Here is a 15913-nt window from a genome sequence, read left to right on the forward strand (position 1 = left end):
CCTTTCCCTTGTGATCCTTGCTTGGTATCTGGCGACAAGCCGAAAAAGGACCGCATGTCATGCCGATGGAAAAGACCTTCAACGCCGCCGAGGCCGAAGCCCGCCTCTACAAGATGTGGGAAGAGGCTGGCGCCTTCAAAGCCGGGGCCAATGCCAGCCGGGATGAAACCTTTTGCATCATGCTGCCGCCGCCCAATGTGACGGGCCATCTGCATGTCGGCCATGCCTTCAACCACACGCTGATGGATATCCTGACACGCTGGAAACGGATGCAGGGTTACGACACTTTGTGGCAGCCGGGGCTGGACCATGCGGGGATCGCAACCCAGCTGATGGTGGAAAAGGAACTTGCCGCCACAGGCCAGCCCAAACGGGTCGAGATGGGGCGCGAGGCCTTCCTCACAAAGGTCTGGGAATGGAAAGGCGACAAGGGCGGCGTGATCGAACAGCAGGCGCGGCGCTTGGGCGACAGCATGGACTGGTCCCGTTCGGCCTTCACCATGTCGGGGGCCGAGTCAGCCCCCGCCACCGAACCTGCCGGCAATTTCCACGACGCCGTGATCCGCGTTTTTGTCGATATGTACAACAAAGGCCTGATCTATCGCGGCAAACGTCTGGTCAACTGGGACCCGCATTTCGAGACCGCGATTTCCGACCTCGAGGTCGAGAATATCGAGGTCGATGGCCATATGTGGCATTTCAAATACCCGCTCGCCGGTGGGGAAACCTATGAATATGTCGAGAAAGACGAGGACGGCAACGTCACCCTGCGCGAGATCCGCGACTACATTTCCATCGCCACGACCCGTCCCGAAACGATGCTCGGCGATGGTGCTGTTGCCGTCCACACGGATGACCCGCGCTATGCGCCCATCGTGGGCAAGCTCTGCGAAATCCCGGTGGGCCCGAAAGAACACCGCCGCCTGATCCCGATCATCATCGATCCCTATCCTGATCCGACGTTCGGGTCTGGTGCGGTCAAGATCACCGGCGCGCATGATTTTAACGACTACGAAGTCGCAAAGCGCAACAATATCCCGATGTATGCGCTGATGGACACACGCGGCCAGATGCGCGCCGACGGGCGACCCTATGCTGAAGAAGCGGCGATTGCGCAGGCCATCGCCAATGGCGAGCAAGCGTTCGACGAGGCGATGATCGCCGCAATGAACCTTGTCCCCGAGGCCTATCGCGGGCTGGACCGGTTCGAGGCGCGCGCGCGCGTGGTGGCGGATGTGACCGCAGAAGGTCTGGCCGTCATGGTCCCCACCCCGGCCCCCGAGCCGGGGCCTCAGTCTGATGTTGACGACGAGGTCCCGGATCAGGTCCGGGACGCGCCCACCATGATCCCCCTCGTCGAAGCCAAAAAGATCATGCAGCCCTTCGGCGACCGTTCGCGCGTGGTGATCGAACCGATGCTGACCGACCAATGGTTCGTAGACACCGCCAAGATCGTCGGCCCCGCACTGGAGGCCGTGAAACAAGGCCGCACCAAGATCATCCCCGAGTCAGGCGAAAAGGTCTATTACCACTGGCTGGAGAATATCGAGCCTTGGTGCATCTCGCGCCAGCTCTGGTGGGGACACCAGATTCCGGTTTGGTATGGCCCGAGAATCGTCCACCTGGACAAGCCAATTCACGTCAAAAAATATGAGACTGACGATGATTTGATTGAAGTCGCGGGCGAAACTGTTCCCATTCAAGGACGGACTGATTACGACACTGCTGAATACGAAAGCTATTGGAACCTCGATTATGACAATCAAGTCGCGTTTTGTGCAGTAGATGAAGACGAGCTGTTCAAACAAGCATATGCATATTATAGTGCGAAGCACGCAAAGCTGGCCGAAAAGGGAGATAAGCTTTACCTTCATGGTTTCCTATTGAGGAATGGCACAGATCCACGCGCCCGCCCAGCAAACCTAATTCCGCTGAAACGCGACCCCGACGTGCTCGACACGTGGTTCTCCTCTGGCCTCTGGCCCTTCGGCACGCTCGGCTGGCCCGAAGACAATGACGCGATGAAATACTTCCCTGGTGATGTGCTTGTCACCGGACAAGACATCCTGTTCTTTTGGGTCGCGCGGATGATGATGATGTCGCAAGCGGTCCTGAAACAGGACCCGTTCCACACCGTCTACCTGCACCAGCTCGTCCGCGACGCCAAAGGCGAGAAGATGTCGAAAACCAAGGGCAATGTCATCGACCCGCTCGACATGATCGACCAATATGGCGCCGATGCGCTGCGGTTCAGCAATGCGCAAATGGCGGCCATCGGCGGCGTGCTGAAAATCTCCGAGGACCGGATCAAGGGCTACCGCAATTTCGGCACGAAACTCTGGAACGCCTTCAGCTTTGCCGACCATTACGCCATCCCCTATCCGGGCGATCCGGCACAGCCAGAGGCGACCCTGACGCTGAACAAATGGATCATCGGCGAAACCGGCCGCGTGCGCGAAACCGTCGATGCCGCCCTGCACGCCTACCGCTTCAACGATGCGGCGGATGCGCTTTACGCCTTCACATGGGGCAAGGTCTGCGACTGGTATCTGGAGTTTTCCAAACCGATCCTGCAAGGCGACGACGCAGGCGCAAAGCTGGAAACCGAACAGACCCTGCGCTGGGTGCTGGATCAATGCCTGATCCTGCTGCACCCGATCATGCCCTTCATCACCGAAGAGCTTTGGGGGCTGGCGGACAACCGCGCCAAGATGCTCTGCCATGCCGACTGGCCCAGCTACGGCAGCGAACTGGTTGATGCGGATGCCGACCGCGAAATGAACTGGGTGATCGGCCTGATCGACAACACCCGCTCCGCCCGTGCACAGGTGCATGTGCCCGCAGGCGCGCAGGTGCCGCTCCTCGTCACGGGTCTCGACGCCAAAGGCCAATCGGCATGGGACAATAACGCCGCGCTGATCCGGCGGCTCGCGCGGATCGACAGCCTGACGCATGTCGATACCTTCCCCAAAGGCTGCGTCACGATCCCGATGGACGGCGGCACTTTCGGGCTGCCGCTGGAAGGGTTGATCGACGTCGCCGCCGAAATCGCGCGGCTGGAAAAGACATCCCAGAAACTCGCCAAGGAACTGGGCGGGTTGCGCGGGCGGCTGAACAATCCCGCTTTTGTGGCCTCCGCCCCCGATGACGTGGTGGCCGAAGCCCGCGCCAATCTGGCCTTGCGCGAAAACGAAGACACCCAGATCAAGGCTGCCATCGCGCGGCTGAAAGAACTGGGGTAAACAATACGGGGGCCATCCTCTCGCCCCCCACTTCTTTTTTCCAAAAATACTCCCCGCGCGGAGCGCATAAGAGTTTGAGCATGACCCATCCCCGCCTGACCCCGCTTGCCGCCTCTCTCCCTGCCACGGTCCCTTTCGTCGGACCAGAGGCGCAGGAACGCGCGCGGGGACAGGCCTTCATCGCGCGGCTCGGGGCCAACGAAAGCGCCTTTGGCCCCTCCCCCCGCGCCATCGCCGCCATGCAAACAGCGGCAGGAGAGGTCTGGATGTACGGCGATCCGGAAAGCCACGATCTGCGCAGGGCACTTGCCGCCCATCATCGCACAGGCATCGACAATATCATGGTGGGCGAAGGCATCGACGGGCTGCTCGGCCTGCTCGTGCGGCTTTACATCGGCGCAGGTGACGGTGCTGTCACATCGGACGGGGCCTATCCGACCTTCAACTACCATGTCGCGGGGTTCGGCGGGGTGCTGCACAAAGTGCCTTACGCGGGCGACCACGAAGACCCCGCAGCCTTGGTCACCAAGGCGCATGAAACAGGCGCGAAACTCGTCTATATCGCGAACCCCGACAACCCGATGGGGAGCTGGCATCAGGGACCCGTCATCGCCCAGATGGCCGCCGACCTGCCAACCGGCTGCCTGCTGCTGCTGGACGAGGCCTATATCGACCTCGCCCCTGACGGCACTGCCCCCGAGATTCCCGCAGACACGCCCAACGTCATCCGCCTGCGCACCTTTTCCAAAGGGCATGGCATGGCGGGGGCGCGGGTCGGTTACGCCATCGGTGCGGCGGATGTGATCGCGGGCTTCAACAAGGTACGCAACCATTTCGGCATGTGCCGGATTTCTCAGGCAGGTGCGCTAGCCGCCTTGCAGGACAGCGCGTGGATGGATCATGTCCGCGCGGCTGTTGCACAATCGCGCGCCGAGATCGGGCGCATCGCCAGCGCCCACGGCTTGACCGCCCTGCCCTCTGCCACCAATTTCGTCACGATCGATTGTGGCCGCGACGGGGCTTTCGCGCGCGCGGTCCTGTCGGGGCTGGTCGCGGATGGCGTGTTCGTACGGATGCCCTTCGTCGCGCCACAGGACCGCTGCATCCGCGTCAGTTGCGGCACACCCGACCAGATCGCTGCCTTTGCACGGTCTCTTCCGATTGCGCTTGGGCAGGCCAAGATGGGCTGAAAAGGCCCCGACAACGCGCCATGCACAGCACTTGTCCGAAAAAACCCCTGCTAACCCTTAGGTTGTGCCGATTCCCCCAAATTTGCACCAAGCTTGCCATCAAATTGCCTTTGTTAGACTTCAGCTTCGTTCGTTAATAAAGCGAAGATGAATGATTGAGGGTGATTTTCCTCACGTGGCAACAGATAGGTGTAGAAACATGTCCATGACGTCCCGTAAATTCCGCCCCACAACAATGCTGTCCGGGCGGCTCCAAACACTTGCGACCCGCATCCTTGCGGTTGTCGGTGCAGCACTTTTGACGACAGGTGCTGTGTCGGCCCAAGGCGTGAACATCACGCCTGACCTGCCTTACTTCGAATTCGACACAGGCCGCGATTTTCTGGTGATCGAACGCAACCAGAACCCCGAAGCACGGACGCCTGACTTCTTCACGATGACATCGCGCCAGTGCCCCCCGTTCTGCATCCAGCCGATGTCCGGTGGTGAAGGCGTTACGACGGTCGGCGAACTGGAAGTGCTTGACTTCATGCGCGAACATGTCGCCAACGGCACTGGCCACATCATCGACGCGCGGCTGAGCGAATGGTTCGAGCGCGGCACGATCCCCGGCGCAATCAACCTGTCGTTCACGCTGTTCGACAACCCCGAAGACAACCCGTTCATCGTTCCTGTGCTGACAGCCCTTGGCGGTACGCAGGCAACCGACGGCACATGGGATCTGACCGAAGCCCGCGAACTGGTTCTTTTCTGCAACGGCCCATGGTGCGGCCAGTCGCACCAGGCACTCGATAACCTGCTGAAAATCGGCTATCCTGCCGAAAAGCTGCGCTATTATCGTGGCGGGATGCAGGGATGGGTGTCGCTTGGCCTGACTGTCGAGGTTATCGGCCAGTAAGCCACGCCAGGTAAATGCAATAAGGGAGGATCGGTTTCATGTTCAAGGTTGCGTCATGCGTCACGGTGATCATGGGATCGGTCCTTTTTCCATGTGTCGTCCATGCGGCTGTGGAAACACCCCGCATCACGATCAATGCAACAGATTCGGATCTGCATCTTGCCGATCTGACAACCCTGACCGACAGGGACAAGCGCAGGCTTGATTTTTATGCCGGCAGGATCATCGAAGAAATCACCGCCATCAGCACGCTTGAGGATTCTGGCGATGTCGCAGCGGTCGACACCAAGATCGGCGAGACGCGGACGATGGCAGATCGCTTTACCATCTCGTCCGAGGAGCTCGGGCTGAGCGCCGAAGAAGCCCGGCAATACTTTCTGGTTCACATGATGGGGAACTTTTCCGGGCGGTTGCCCGAAGCCTTTGTCGGATCGGCCGGCATTTTTGATCTGAACCTGCTGTTTGTCGATACGGACGGAACCGAACAGTCACCCGTTGCCACCGGCGATTACGTTGATCTGCTGCGCAACCAGACCGTCGGCGGTGTCGTTCCGGCTGAATAACAGCCGACATCGGCCTTCCCCCTTTGCCGAAATCGTGACTTGCCTTCCATCTACTGGAACGCCGCATCGACGCCTTTGAAACTAGATCAAAGGATAAGATGATGAAGCGTTTCTGGATCAGCCTTCTCGCTGTTGCGGCAATCGGCACGACAACGATCGCCCAGACGGACCATGCGGGCCACGGCGACATGACTCATGCAACGGACCATGGCGATGCGGCAGCCGCCTTTGCGGCGGTGAACGACACGATGCATGGCGCCATGATGATTCCCTTCACCGGCGACGCCGATGTCGATTTCATCCGTGGGATGATTCCGCATCATGAAGGCGCTGTCGCCATGGCCGAGGTCGTCCTCCAATACGGCAACGACCCCAAGGTGCGCGAACTTGCGCTTGCCGTGATAGCAGCCCAAGAGGCCGAAATCGCCTGGATGCGCGACTGGCTCGCCGTTAACGCCCCCGCCGATTAGGCGGAGGCGATGACGCTGGATGCGGCCTCCAATGCGCCGCGGCCATGCGGGATCTGCAAGGCCTTGAGCCCCGCGTCGATGGTCCCCAGAGCGCCCATGATCATATGGGCGTTCACATGTCCCATATGACCGATTCGGAAATAGGCATCCGATGGCGCCCGTCCCAGCCCGATCCCCAGCGTCAGCCCGCAGGTATGTTCGCACCAATAGCGCAGCTTGTCCCCCAAGGGCGACCCGATGACTGCCGAGGTGACCGCATGCGACCGATGCGCCGGATCGGCAACGTTAAGATGCAGCGGACCTTCCGATGACCAGCGATCGAATGCCGCCCAGACGGTGCGTGCCAGCGTGGCATGGCGCGCAAAGACATTCTCGAGCCCTTCGGCCATGATCATGTCAAGAGCGGCACGCAGTCCGTAAATGTGATGCGTCGGCGCAGTCCCGTTGAAGTATTGATAATACAGTTCTGGCGACGACCGCGGCCGCCAATCCCAATACCGCGTGACGCAATCGCCGCGCGCTGCATCGGCCTTGTCGTTGAACCAGACGAAACTGACCCCGGCAGGCGTCATCAGCCCTTTCTGGCACCCGGCGACCATGACATCGACGCCCCATGCGTCCATCTCAAAGCGGTCACACCCCAAGGACGCGATGCAATCGGCAAGCAACAGCGCCGGATGCCCCGCCGCGTCGATCGCTGCGCGCAGCGCTGCGATGTCGTTCTTGACGCTGGTCGAGGTATCGACATGGACCGCCAGCACTGCCTTGATCCGCCCTGCGGTATCTGCGGCCAGATGTTCCGTCACACGGGCCGGATCGACGGGCGCACTGACCCCGAAATCCAGCGTTTCGACGATGATCCCCATCGCTGCCGCCATCTCTCCCCAGCCGACGCAGAACGCCCCGGTGGCCAGCACCAGCACGGTATCGCCGCGTGACAGCGTGTTGGCGAGTGCCGCCTCCCATGCCGCATGGCCATTTCCGATATAGATCGCGACTTTGGCCTTGGTCATGGCGACGGCCTGCAGATCGGGGATCAGGCTGCGCGTCAGGTTATGCAATTCGCCTTCGTAGATATTGGGTGACGCACGATGCATCGCGCGCAGGACGGCATCGGGCATGACCGAGGGACCGGGGATAGCCAGATAGGCCCGACCATTGGAGAGTGACATGAATGCGCTTTCTGAAAGGTTGCTGTCGGACACTAACGCCGCCGGCCGCCGCGTCAACCATGCCCAACTTGCCCTGCGCCCCCATTTGCGATTAGACCCAAGTGGAAACAAGCCCAGAAGGCAGCCAATGCCCCCACCTGTCCCCACAGCCGGCAAAGACCAGTCCGCAACCAGCCTGTTCTGGTGGCTTTGGCGGGATTATTTGCGTCATCACAAAGGGCTGCTGGCGCTGGCGCTGATCCTGATGGCGATCGAAGGGTCGATGCTGGCGCTGCTCAGCCGGATGGTGCAGCCGATGTTCGACGATGTCTTCACGGCAGGCGACCGTGACGCGCTGTATTGGGTGGGCTTTGCGGTAATGGGCATCTTCATGCTGCGCGCCCTCACCGCGGCAGGCCGGTCGATCCTGATGACGCTGATCCAGCAATATGCCGAAGCCGACATGCGCCGCCACCTTCTGGCGCATATGATGACGCTTGATACCGGGTTCTTTCAGACCCACCCGCCGGGGCAGTTGATCGAACGGGTGCAGGGCGATGTGGGCGCGATCAACAGCGTCTGGGCCAGTATCCTGACCGCGCTCGGGCGCGATCTGGTGTCGCTTGTAGGGCTGTTTTCGGTCGCATTGTGGATCGACTGGCGCTGGACACTGATTGCCGTTGTGGGTGTGCCGCTGCTCGTCATGCCGTCCTTGCTGGTGCAGGCCTATATCCGCAGGCGCGCCCGCACCGCGCGCGAAATCGCGGGCCGCATATCGACGCGGCTGGACGAAGTGTTCCACGGCATCAACCCGATCAAGCTGAACAGGCTCGAAAAATATCAGGGCGACCGCTATAACGCCCTGATCAAGGAAGGGATCGACGCCAATGTGCGCACCTCGGTCGGGCAAGCCACTGTGCCAGCACTGATCGACATCATGACAGGCATCGGGTTTCTGGGCGTGCTGATCTATGGCGGGTCCGAAATCATCTCGGGCGAAAAGACCGCTGGCCAGTTCATGGCCTTCTTTACAGCCATGTCGCTGGCGTTCGATCCGTTGCGCCGGTTGGGCGCGATGGCGGGCCAATGGCAGATGGCCGCCGCCAGCGTGGAACGGTTGCAGCAGGTGCTGACCATGCAGCCCACGATCCTGTCGCCCGCACAGCCACGCGCTGTGCCGACGGACCTCCCCGAGATCACGCTCGAAGATGTCCATCTGCAATACGGCGACCTGCCAGTGCTGCGCGGCGCGAGCTTCACGGCGCAGGCGGGCAAGACCACCGCGCTGGTCGGGGCCTCGGGCGCGGGCAAAAGCACGATCTTCAACGTGCTCACCCGTCTGGTCGAACCCGGCACGGGCACGGTCACGATCAACGGCACACCGATCAACACCCTGGATCTGGGCGCATTGCGGGGCCTCTTTTCCGTCGTGTCACAGGATGCGGCGCTGTTCGACGAAACGCTGCGCGACAATATTCTTCTGGGACGGACCGACATCACAGACACCGACTTGCACAAGGCCCTGGATGCGGCCCATGTCACCGATTTCCTGCCGATGTTGTCCGACGGGCTGGACAGCCCCGCAGGGCCGCGCGGGTCGAACCTGTCGGGCGGGCAGCGCCAGCGTGTCGCCATCGCACGCGCCCTGATCCGCAACACGCCGATCCTTCTGCTCGACGAGGCGACAAGCGCGCTCGACACCAAATCCGAAAACATCGTGCAGACCGCGCTCGAGAAACTGTCGGCGGGCCGCACCACACTTGTGATCGCGCACCGCTTGTCCACGATCTATAATGCGGACAATATCGTGGTCATGGATCAAGGCCGCGTCGTCGATCAGGGCACACATGACGAATTGATCGCGCGCGGCGGGATCTATGCCGACTTGAACCGCCTGCAGTTTTCGCAACAAGAGGAAAAGACCGATGTCTGACCGCGTCGTCCTGTCGATCACCGGAGCGGACCGGGTGGAATTCCTGCAAGGGCTGGTCACCAATGACGTGACCCGCGCGGCGGGCGGCATCGTCTATGCCGCCTTGCTGACGCCACAAGGCAAATACATCGCCGATTTCTTTGTTGTCGGGCAGGATGACCGCCTGCTGGTCGATGTCGCACAAAGCCATGCCGCGACCTTGCTGCAACGCCTGACCATGTACCGCCTGCGCGCGGCGGTGCAGATCGCGCAGACCAACCTGATCGCCTCGCGCGGGACGGGGCCTGTGCCAGAGGGTGCACTAACCGATCCGCGCCATCCCGCCCTTGGCTGGCGGCATTACGGCCACAGCGACATCAGCGACCAGACCGATTGGGACGCGATCCGCGTCGCCCATCTGATCCCCGAGACGGGGATCGAACTGACCCCTGAAACCTATGTGCTGGAAACGGGGTTCGAGGCGCTGCACGGCGTCGATTTCAAGAAGGGGTGCTATGTCGGGCAGGAAATCGTCGCGCGGATGAAGCACAAGACCGAATTGCGCAAGGGTCTGGCACGGGTCCAACTTAACGGAATGGCCCAGCCCGGCGACACGATCACGGCGGATGGCAAAGAGGCGGGCGTGCTGCACACGGTCAGCGGGGATCAGGCCATCGCCTATCTGCGGTTCGACCGCGCCAACGGCCCGATGCAGGCAGGCAGCGCGACCGTGACTTTGGGCGACTGACACCAGCCATCTTCCGAGCAAAAATATCCCGGGGGTCCGGGGGCTGGCCCCCGGGCTAAGCCGGCAACTAGGCGCGTTCGACGTATTCGAACAATTCGGTGTTCACGACGATATCCTCGTCCGTGCCGACGAAAGGCGGGATCATGACTCGGACGCCGTTATCGAGGATCGCGGGCTTGAAGCTGTTCGCCGCCGTCTGGCCTTTGACCACGGGTTCTGTTTCGACCACCTTGCAGACCACGCGCTGCGGCAGAGTGACGTTCAACGCCTCTTCGCCGTAATACTCGATATGCACGACCATGCCGTCCTGCAGGAACGGGCGGCGGTCGCCCAGAATATCGACGGGCAATGCAATCTGCTCATAGGTCTCGCTGTCCATGAAGGTCAGCATGCCGTCGGTTTCATACAGGAACTGCTGGTCCTTCTGGTCCAGACGCACGCGTTCGACCTTGTCGGCGGACCGGAAACGTTCATTCAGCTTGCGACCGTCGCGCAGGTTTTTCAGCTCGACCTGCGCGAATGCGCCGCCTTTGCCGGGCTTGACGTGGTCGACTTTCACAGCGCCCCACAAGGAACCTTCGTGTTCCAGCACGTTGCCGGGGCGGATTTCGTTACCATTGATTTTGGGCATGGGTCACTTCATGACAGAATGGGGGCCAAGGGTTGTTTGGCGATCGACCCCGCCTATATATGGGCGATGGCATGCTGGCAAGATCAGTCAGGTCGCCGATCGTCGATGTTGAGCTATGCGGTTCGTGCATGGCTGATATGCCAAAAGAGAACCCCCGAATCGCCTCCAACGGTGCATAAGGGCGAGCACGCGGAACCGCAAGAGCAAAAAAAGGAAGCAAAATGAGAGATTTCGTCGACGGAACAGCCTTCAACAACGAGCAGGGCAACCGTGCCCGCAAGCTTTTTGCTGCCGTCGTGCTTGCTGCGCTTGATGACGCGATCGCGGATGACAAGAAATACGGCAATGGTCCCGAACAGATCGCCCGCTGGGCCCGTTCGCGCGATGGCCGTGAAGTCTTGTCCTGTGCCGGGATCGACCCCAACGAACGTGTGGTCAACGGCCTGATGGAATTCGTCGGCAAAGGCATCCGCACCTCGGTCGCCTTGTCGCGCGAAGAAAGCGAACGTCGCAACGCAGCCGAGCAGGAAGCGCGCGCCGCCTGAAAGCGACGCCATCCATGACGGTTTGAAAAGCGCGGCCCCTCGGGGTCGCGTTTTTCGTTTGCGGCGGCCCGCCCGATGCGTATCAAGCACCGACAGGGGGCGCAAAATGACCAAGGCGATCATGATTCAGGGCGCGGGGTCCAATGTGGGGAAATCCATGTTGGTGGCGGGCATCGCGCGTGCCTGCGTGCGGCGTGGCCTGTCTGTCGCCCCGTTCAAGCCGCAGAACATGTCCAACAACGCCGCCGTCACCGCCGACGGCGGCGAGATCGGGCGCGCGCAGGCGTTGCAGGCGCTGGCCTGCGGACTGGCCCCGATGATCGACATGAACCCCGTCCTCCTCAAACCCGAGACCGATATCGGCGCGCAGGTCATCGTGCAGGGGCAGCGTGTCGCGACCCTGAAGGCGCGCGACTATGGCAAACACAAGGCGACCCTGCTGCCCGCCGTGCTGGACAGTTTTCACAGGCTGGCGCAAGGCCGCGACCTGATCATCGTCGAAGGCGCGGGCAGCCCGGCCGAGGTCAATCTGCGTGCAGGCGACATTGCCAATATGGGCTTTGCCGCGGCGGCGGGTGTGCCTGTCGTGCTGATCGGCGATATCGACCGTGGCGGTGTCATCGCGCAGATGGTCGGTACACATGCGGTGCTGCCGCAAGATGATCTGGCCTTTATCAAAGGCTATGCGATCAACAAGTTCCGCGGTGATCCGACCCTGTTTGCCGATGGCATGGATATCATCACCACGCGCACCGGCTGGACCCCGCTGGGGATCATCCCGTGGTTCGCGGATGCATGGAAACTGCCCGCCGAGGATGTGATGGACATCAAAAGCCGCACAGGTGGCGATATCCGCATCGTTGTGCCGCGCCTGAACCGGATCGCGAATTTCGACGATCTTGATCCGCTTTCGGGGACCCCCGGCGTCAGCGTCGACATCGTCGAGGCGGGGCGTCCCCTGCCTGCCGATGCTGATCTGGTGATCCTGCCGGGATCGAAATCGACCATCGCGGATCTTGCGCATTTGCGTGCGCAAGGCTGGGACATCGACCTTGCCGCGCATATCCGGCGCGGTGGCCATGTGCTGGGCATCTGCGGCGGCTATCAGATGCTGGGGCGCACCATCGCCGACCCCGACGGGATCGAAGGACCGGCCCGCAGCGTGGCAGGGCTGGGGCATCTGGATGTGACGACGGTGATGCAGCCACAAAAGCGGCTGGCGCTGTCGCGGGCTGTCTATCGCGCGACGGGCGACATCGTCAGCGGCTATGAAATCCACATGGGCGAGACGACCGGCCCCGATTGCGCGCGCGCATGGCTGTCGCTGGATGGGCGCGGCGAAGGGGCGGCATCACCCGACGGGCGGATCATGGGCTGTTATCTGCACGGGCTGTTCAGCGCCGATGCCTTCCGGTCCGGGTTCTTTGCGCAGATGGGCAAGCCTGTCGCGTCCTATGGCTATGACGCGCAGGTCCAGGCCACGCTCGATGCGCTGGCCGATCATCTGGAACAGCATCTGGATATCGACGCGCTGTTGGCGCTGGCCGGACCTTTGGTCAGTCCAGATCGCGCGACACCAGCACGCGGTTGATCTCGCGGCGGACCAGTTTGCGCACGTTGCGCGTGATCCGTTCGCCCATATCACCCGCCAATTCCTCGCGCAGGATGCGGACAACGGCGGCGCGCAGGGCACCCTCGTCGATCTGAGAGGCGAAATGCTGTTCGACAATGTCGCTTGCGATCCGCGTTTCCAGATCGGAGACATCTGCATCGCTGGGGTCCAGTTCTTCGGGCTCCGGCTGGGGTATGTCTGCGACAGGAACATCGTCGGAAAGTGGTGTGACGAGGGTGGCCGAATCATCCTGTGGTGGTTCAAAAGCGCTTGCCGCCCAAGCCGCCTGGTCGAAAGTTTCGCCGCCGTCGGGTTCCCAATCTTCGGCGCGCGCCGTGACCGCGACTTCGAGTTCGGCGACCCTGTCCCCCAGGCTTGCCTTGTCGGTCGGCACTGCGTTGTGCAGGACAAGCACCTCGTCCTGGTCGCTTTGCGGTTTGTTTTCAGATACTTCTGTATCTACCGCGGGATCGTCTATCCGCAGTGCGGGGGTCAGGATCAGGCGGTCCTGCGGCGTGATCTTGCGCGTTGCGGCGCCGTCCTTGTAGGCCACAAGGTTACGGACCGAGGACACAAGCTCGTCAATCTCGTCCGACCGCGCCATGTTCGACATCGTTCATCCCTGCTGTACATCCGACCGCCAGATCCTAGCGGAAGGGGTCTGACAAAACAACAGCGCGGTTATTCGCGGGTCAGCGCTTCAAGCACGCGGTCCAGCGCTTCGCCCTGAGACGAGGTCGCCGTCGGCGCGCCGTTGACAAGATTGTAATAGGCGGTGACGTCATATTGCTGCACCGGCAATTGCAGATGGTCAGCCGTCAGTAGCCCCATCGCCGAAAGGACCGCGTAAGACGCGATCACCTCGTCGACATCCGCCGCGATCCGGTTGGCGCGCGCGTCAAGCAATTCCTGTTCGGCGTTCAACACGTCAAGGGTGGTACGCGATCCCAGCGAGGCTTCTTCACGCACACCTTCAAAGGCGATACGCGCCGCGCTGATCTGCTGCTCGGACGCTTGTGCAGAGGCCCGCGCCACCTGCAACGCAGCATAAGCATTGCCAACCTGCTGTTCGATCCCGATCCGCGCCAGATGCAACCCGGCGCGGCTGGCGTCGCGATTCGCCTGCAATTGCCGGATCTGGCTGGAAATCGCGCCGCCGCTATAGATCGGGCCACCCAACGACAGGCCGATTTGGGCGCTCTCGTTCCATTCCTCATCGACGGCCACGAACGTGTCGAGCGACAGTGTCGGACGCAGCGCAGCTTCACCGCGCTGGATGCTGAGTTCGGCAGCCGCGACAGAATGCTGTACTTCCAGGACAGCGGGATGGTTGCGCACGGCAAAAGCCTTGGCTTCCTGAAGCGATTGCAGGACGGGCGCGGGTGCAGCAACGCCGGACCCGCTTGGTGCGCTGCCGACGGCGGCACGGTATTCCTCGATGGATTGCGCGAGATTGCCCTGCGCGGCAGCCAGCAGGCTTTGTGATCCGGCAAGGCGCGCCTCGGCCAGCGACACATCGGTGCGGGTCACCTCACCCACCTCGAAACGGTCGCGTGCTGCCTGCAATTCCTGTGTGATCAGGCGCAGGTTGTTCTGGCGCAATTCGACGAATTCGCGTTCGCGGCGCACGTTCATATACGCCTGCACGGCGCGCAGCAGAACATCCTGCTCTACGCTGCGTAGCGACTGACGCGTGCTCAGCACGATCTCTTTTTGCGCTTCGATCGCCAGACGGTTTGCCCCGCCGTCATAAATCGTCAAGGCTCCCGCGATGCGGGCGGTCGTGGACGAGGTCCGTTGCGGTGCGGGGGCCGGCGTGGCGGAATTATATGTCCGGCTGGTCGAGATCGCCCAGTTGAGCACCGGCAGCGTCGCAGCGACGGATTGCGCGACATTTTCATCGGCCGCACGCAAAAGAGCGCGGTTCTGGTCCAGCAACCCCGAATTTGCATAAGCCGCCGCCAACGCATCGGCCAGCGTTTCGGCCTTGGCAGCGGGGGCCACCACCAGGGTCATCATCATCGCCAATCCGGCCAATGCACTGCGTTTGATCATCTTCAGTCCCTATGGTGTCATCAGTTTGCAAGCCCTGTCACGGGCTGGTCGTTTCAGTCAGAATGCAAAGGCAACGGGGTGCCGGAAACCGTCCAGCACAGGCGCACCGGCGTTGAAGCCAAAGCGCCAGTTGACCACGCCATCAATCTTGTGGCCGACCCGCACGACACCCAGCGCACCTTCCGCAAAGAGACAGACGATCCTGCCGCCGTCACGCAATTGCACCAGCAAATCATCGGGCAGGTATTCGACCGCACCCTGCACCATGATCAGGTCGTAAGGCCCGGATTTCGCCGATCCCGCGATCAGCGGGCCCGCCATGACGGCCGCATTATCGATTCCGTGACCCGACAGCAGGGTCTGCGCCTCTTCGGCGCGGGCGTCGTCATCCTCGATCGCGACGACGAAATCGCACAGGCTTGCAAGAATAGCGGTCGAATAACCAAGGCCGCAGCCGATATCGAGAGCGACGTGACCCGGCTGCACATCGGCCAGTTCCAGCATCTTGGCGAGCGTGCGTGGTTCCAGCATGATCCGGCCGTTGCCGATATCGAGGTTTTCGCCGACATAGGCCGCCTCACGCAGATTGTCGGGCACGAAGTCTTCGCGCGGGATGCTGAGCATTGCGTCGATGATCGGGAAACGGGTCACGTCGGACGGGCGGACCTGCGTGTCGACCATCATCGTGCGGCGGGCTGTGTAGTCGGTCAAAATCTAAACTCTTTCGTTTAGTTGCTTTCTCGTTTGATGGCATATTCGGCCCGAAGCGGCAACGGTTGATCGCAGTTTGCCTTGTGGCTTGGTGCCGCGCGTCGCCTGCGGCATCCGTATCGTCGTGATCGCTATGGCAGCTCCGACGAAAGGATGATCTGCAGGGCCATGGTAACGGAGTTTCA

14 protein-coding genes are annotated in these 15913 nt (G+C 61.6%); 9 read left to right on the top strand and 5 right to left on the bottom strand.

Features of this window, described 5'->3' with window-relative positions; translation table 11 throughout:
• The first annotated feature begins 59 nt into the window (after positions 1 to 59).
• The 5 genes from H147_RS0106065 to copM all read left to right on the top strand — a co-directional run bounded on the left by H147_RS0106065 (position 60) and on the right by copM (position 6363).
• Positions 60 to 3242, top strand: a complete 3183-nt coding sequence (locus H147_RS0106065; protein WP_019954455.1) for a valine--tRNA ligase — start codon at positions 60 to 62, stop codon at positions 3240 to 3242.
• 80 nt (positions 3243 to 3322) lie between these two features.
• Positions 3323 to 4432 (top strand): pyridoxal phosphate-dependent aminotransferase, encoded by a 1110-nt coding sequence (locus H147_RS0106070; protein ID WP_019954456.1) that lies wholly within the window; start codon positions 3323 to 3325, stop codon positions 4430 to 4432.
• Between the two features lie 199 nt (positions 4433 to 4631).
• Positions 4632 to 5330: a rhodanese-like domain-containing protein gene (locus H147_RS0106075; protein ID WP_245541113.1), complete on the top strand. Its 699-nt coding sequence runs from the start codon at positions 4632 to 4634 to the stop codon at positions 5328 to 5330.
• Between the two features lie 38 nt (positions 5331 to 5368).
• Positions 5369 to 5893 carry a hypothetical protein gene (locus H147_RS0106080; RefSeq protein ID WP_019954458.1) on the top strand — a complete coding sequence of 175 codons (525 nt, stop codon included), beginning with the start codon at positions 5369 to 5371 and terminating at the stop codon, positions 5891 to 5893.
• A gap of 98 nt (positions 5894 to 5991) precedes the next feature.
• On the top strand, positions 5992 to 6363 hold the full coding sequence (copM, locus tag H147_RS0106085) for a CopM family metallochaperone (RefSeq protein ID WP_019954459.1): 372 nt from the start codon (positions 5992 to 5994) through the stop codon (positions 6361 to 6363).
• Here copM and H147_RS0106090 read toward each other — a convergent pair.
• Entirely contained in the window at positions 6360 to 7535 is a 1176-nt protein-coding gene (locus tag H147_RS0106090; protein WP_026352294.1) for a pyridoxal-phosphate-dependent aminotransferase family protein, read from the bottom strand. The genes copM and H147_RS0106090 overlap by 4 nt on opposite strands.
• Positions 7536 to 7662: 127 nt before the next feature.
• On the opposite strand from H147_RS0106090, the gene H147_RS0106095 reads away from it, so the two are divergent.
• Together H147_RS0106095 and ygfZ are read left to right on the top strand one after the other, a co-directional pair.
• Positions 7663 to 9447 (top strand): ABC transporter ATP-binding protein, encoded by a 1785-nt coding sequence (locus H147_RS0106095; RefSeq protein WP_019954461.1) that lies wholly within the window; start codon positions 7663 to 7665, stop codon positions 9445 to 9447.
• A complete protein-coding gene (ygfZ, locus tag H147_RS0106100; RefSeq protein ID WP_019954462.1) occupies positions 9440 to 10174 on the top strand; it encodes a CAF17-like 4Fe-4S cluster assembly/insertion protein YgfZ in 735 nt (244 codons plus the stop codon). The genes H147_RS0106095 and ygfZ overlap by 8 nt, the downstream gene beginning before the upstream one ends.
• 67 nt (positions 10175 to 10241) lie before the next feature.
• Here ygfZ and efp read toward each other — a convergent pair whose 3' ends face one another.
• Entirely contained in the window at positions 10242 to 10805 is a 564-nt protein-coding gene (efp, locus tag H147_RS0106105) for an elongation factor P (RefSeq protein ID WP_019954463.1), read from the bottom strand.
• Positions 10806 to 11026: 221 nt separating this feature from the next.
• Here efp and H147_RS0106110 point away from each other — a divergent pair, with 221 nt between their 5' ends.
• A complete protein-coding gene (locus H147_RS0106110) occupies positions 11027 to 11350 on the top strand; it encodes a DUF6280 family protein (protein WP_019954464.1) in 324 nt (107 codons plus the stop codon).
• A 106-nt stretch (positions 11351 to 11456) separates the two neighbouring features.
• Positions 11457 to 12941 (top strand): cobyric acid synthase, encoded by a 1485-nt coding sequence (locus tag H147_RS0106115; RefSeq protein ID WP_019954465.1) that lies wholly within the window; start codon positions 11457 to 11459, stop codon positions 12939 to 12941.
• On the opposite strand, the gene H147_RS0106120 is transcribed toward H147_RS0106115, so the two are convergent.
• From H147_RS0106120 to H147_RS0106130, 3 genes are all read right to left on the bottom strand, one after another.
• Positions 12907 to 13575: a hypothetical protein gene (locus tag H147_RS0106120; RefSeq protein WP_019954466.1), complete on the bottom strand. Its 669-nt coding sequence runs from the start codon at positions 13573 to 13575 to the stop codon at positions 12907 to 12909. The genes H147_RS0106115 and H147_RS0106120 overlap by 35 nt on opposite strands.
• 68 nt (positions 13576 to 13643) lie before the next feature.
• Positions 13644 to 15017: a TolC family outer membrane protein gene (locus H147_RS0106125; RefSeq protein ID WP_019954467.1), complete on the bottom strand. Its 1374-nt coding sequence runs from the start codon at positions 15015 to 15017 to the stop codon at positions 13644 to 13646.
• Positions 15018 to 15074: 57 nt separating this feature from the next.
• Entirely contained in the window at positions 15075 to 15701 is a 627-nt protein-coding gene (locus H147_RS0106130; RefSeq protein WP_019954468.1) for a protein-L-isoaspartate O-methyltransferase family protein, read from the bottom strand.
• Positions 15702 to 15913 lie beyond the last annotated feature (212 nt).

The sequence above is a fragment of the Yoonia vestfoldensis DSM 16212 genome (assembly GCF_000382265.1).
GTDB lineage: Bacteria > Pseudomonadota > Alphaproteobacteria > Rhodobacterales > Rhodobacteraceae > Yoonia > Yoonia vestfoldensis.

Excerpts from the sequence above, each read along its gene's own strand:
- H147_RS0106095 (WP_019954461.1), top strand. The coding sequence starts at position 7,663 with ATGCCCCCACCTGTCCCCACAGCCGGCAAAGACCAGTCCGCAACCAGC.
- H147_RS0106125 (WP_019954467.1), bottom strand. The coding sequence starts at position 15,017 with ATGATCAAACGCAGTGCATTGGCCGGATTGGCGATGATGATGACCCTG.
- H147_RS0106130 (WP_019954468.1), bottom strand. The coding sequence starts at position 15,701 with ATGATGGTCGACACGCAGGTCCGCCCGTCCGACGTGACCCGTTTCCCG.
- H147_RS0106110 (WP_019954464.1), top strand. The coding sequence starts at position 11,027 with ATGAGAGATTTCGTCGACGGAACAGCCTTCAACAACGAGCAGGGCAAC.
- H147_RS0106075 (WP_245541113.1), top strand. The coding sequence starts at position 4,632 with ATGTCCATGACGTCCCGTAAATTCCGCCCCACAACAATGCTGTCCGGG.
- copM (WP_019954459.1), top strand. The coding sequence starts at position 5,992 with ATGATGAAGCGTTTCTGGATCAGCCTTCTCGCTGTTGCGGCAATCGGC.
- ygfZ (WP_019954462.1), top strand. The coding sequence starts at position 9,440 with ATGTCTGACCGCGTCGTCCTGTCGATCACCGGAGCGGACCGGGTGGAA.
- H147_RS0106115 (WP_019954465.1), top strand. The coding sequence starts at position 11,457 with ATGACCAAGGCGATCATGATTCAGGGCGCGGGGTCCAATGTGGGGAAA.
- H147_RS0106065 (WP_019954455.1), top strand. The coding sequence starts at position 60 with ATGCCGATGGAAAAGACCTTCAACGCCGCCGAGGCCGAAGCCCGCCTC.
- efp (WP_019954463.1), bottom strand. The coding sequence starts at position 10,805 with ATGCCCAAAATCAATGGTAACGAAATCCGCCCCGGCAACGTGCTGGAA.
- H147_RS0106080 (WP_019954458.1), top strand. The coding sequence starts at position 5,369 with ATGTTCAAGGTTGCGTCATGCGTCACGGTGATCATGGGATCGGTCCTT.
- H147_RS0106120 (WP_019954466.1), bottom strand. The coding sequence starts at position 13,575 with ATGTCGAACATGGCGCGGTCGGACGAGATTGACGAGCTTGTGTCCTCG.
- H147_RS0106090 (WP_026352294.1), bottom strand. The coding sequence starts at position 7,535 with ATGTCACTCTCCAATGGTCGGGCCTATCTGGCTATCCCCGGTCCCTCG.
- H147_RS0106070 (WP_019954456.1), top strand. The coding sequence starts at position 3,323 with ATGACCCATCCCCGCCTGACCCCGCTTGCCGCCTCTCTCCCTGCCACG.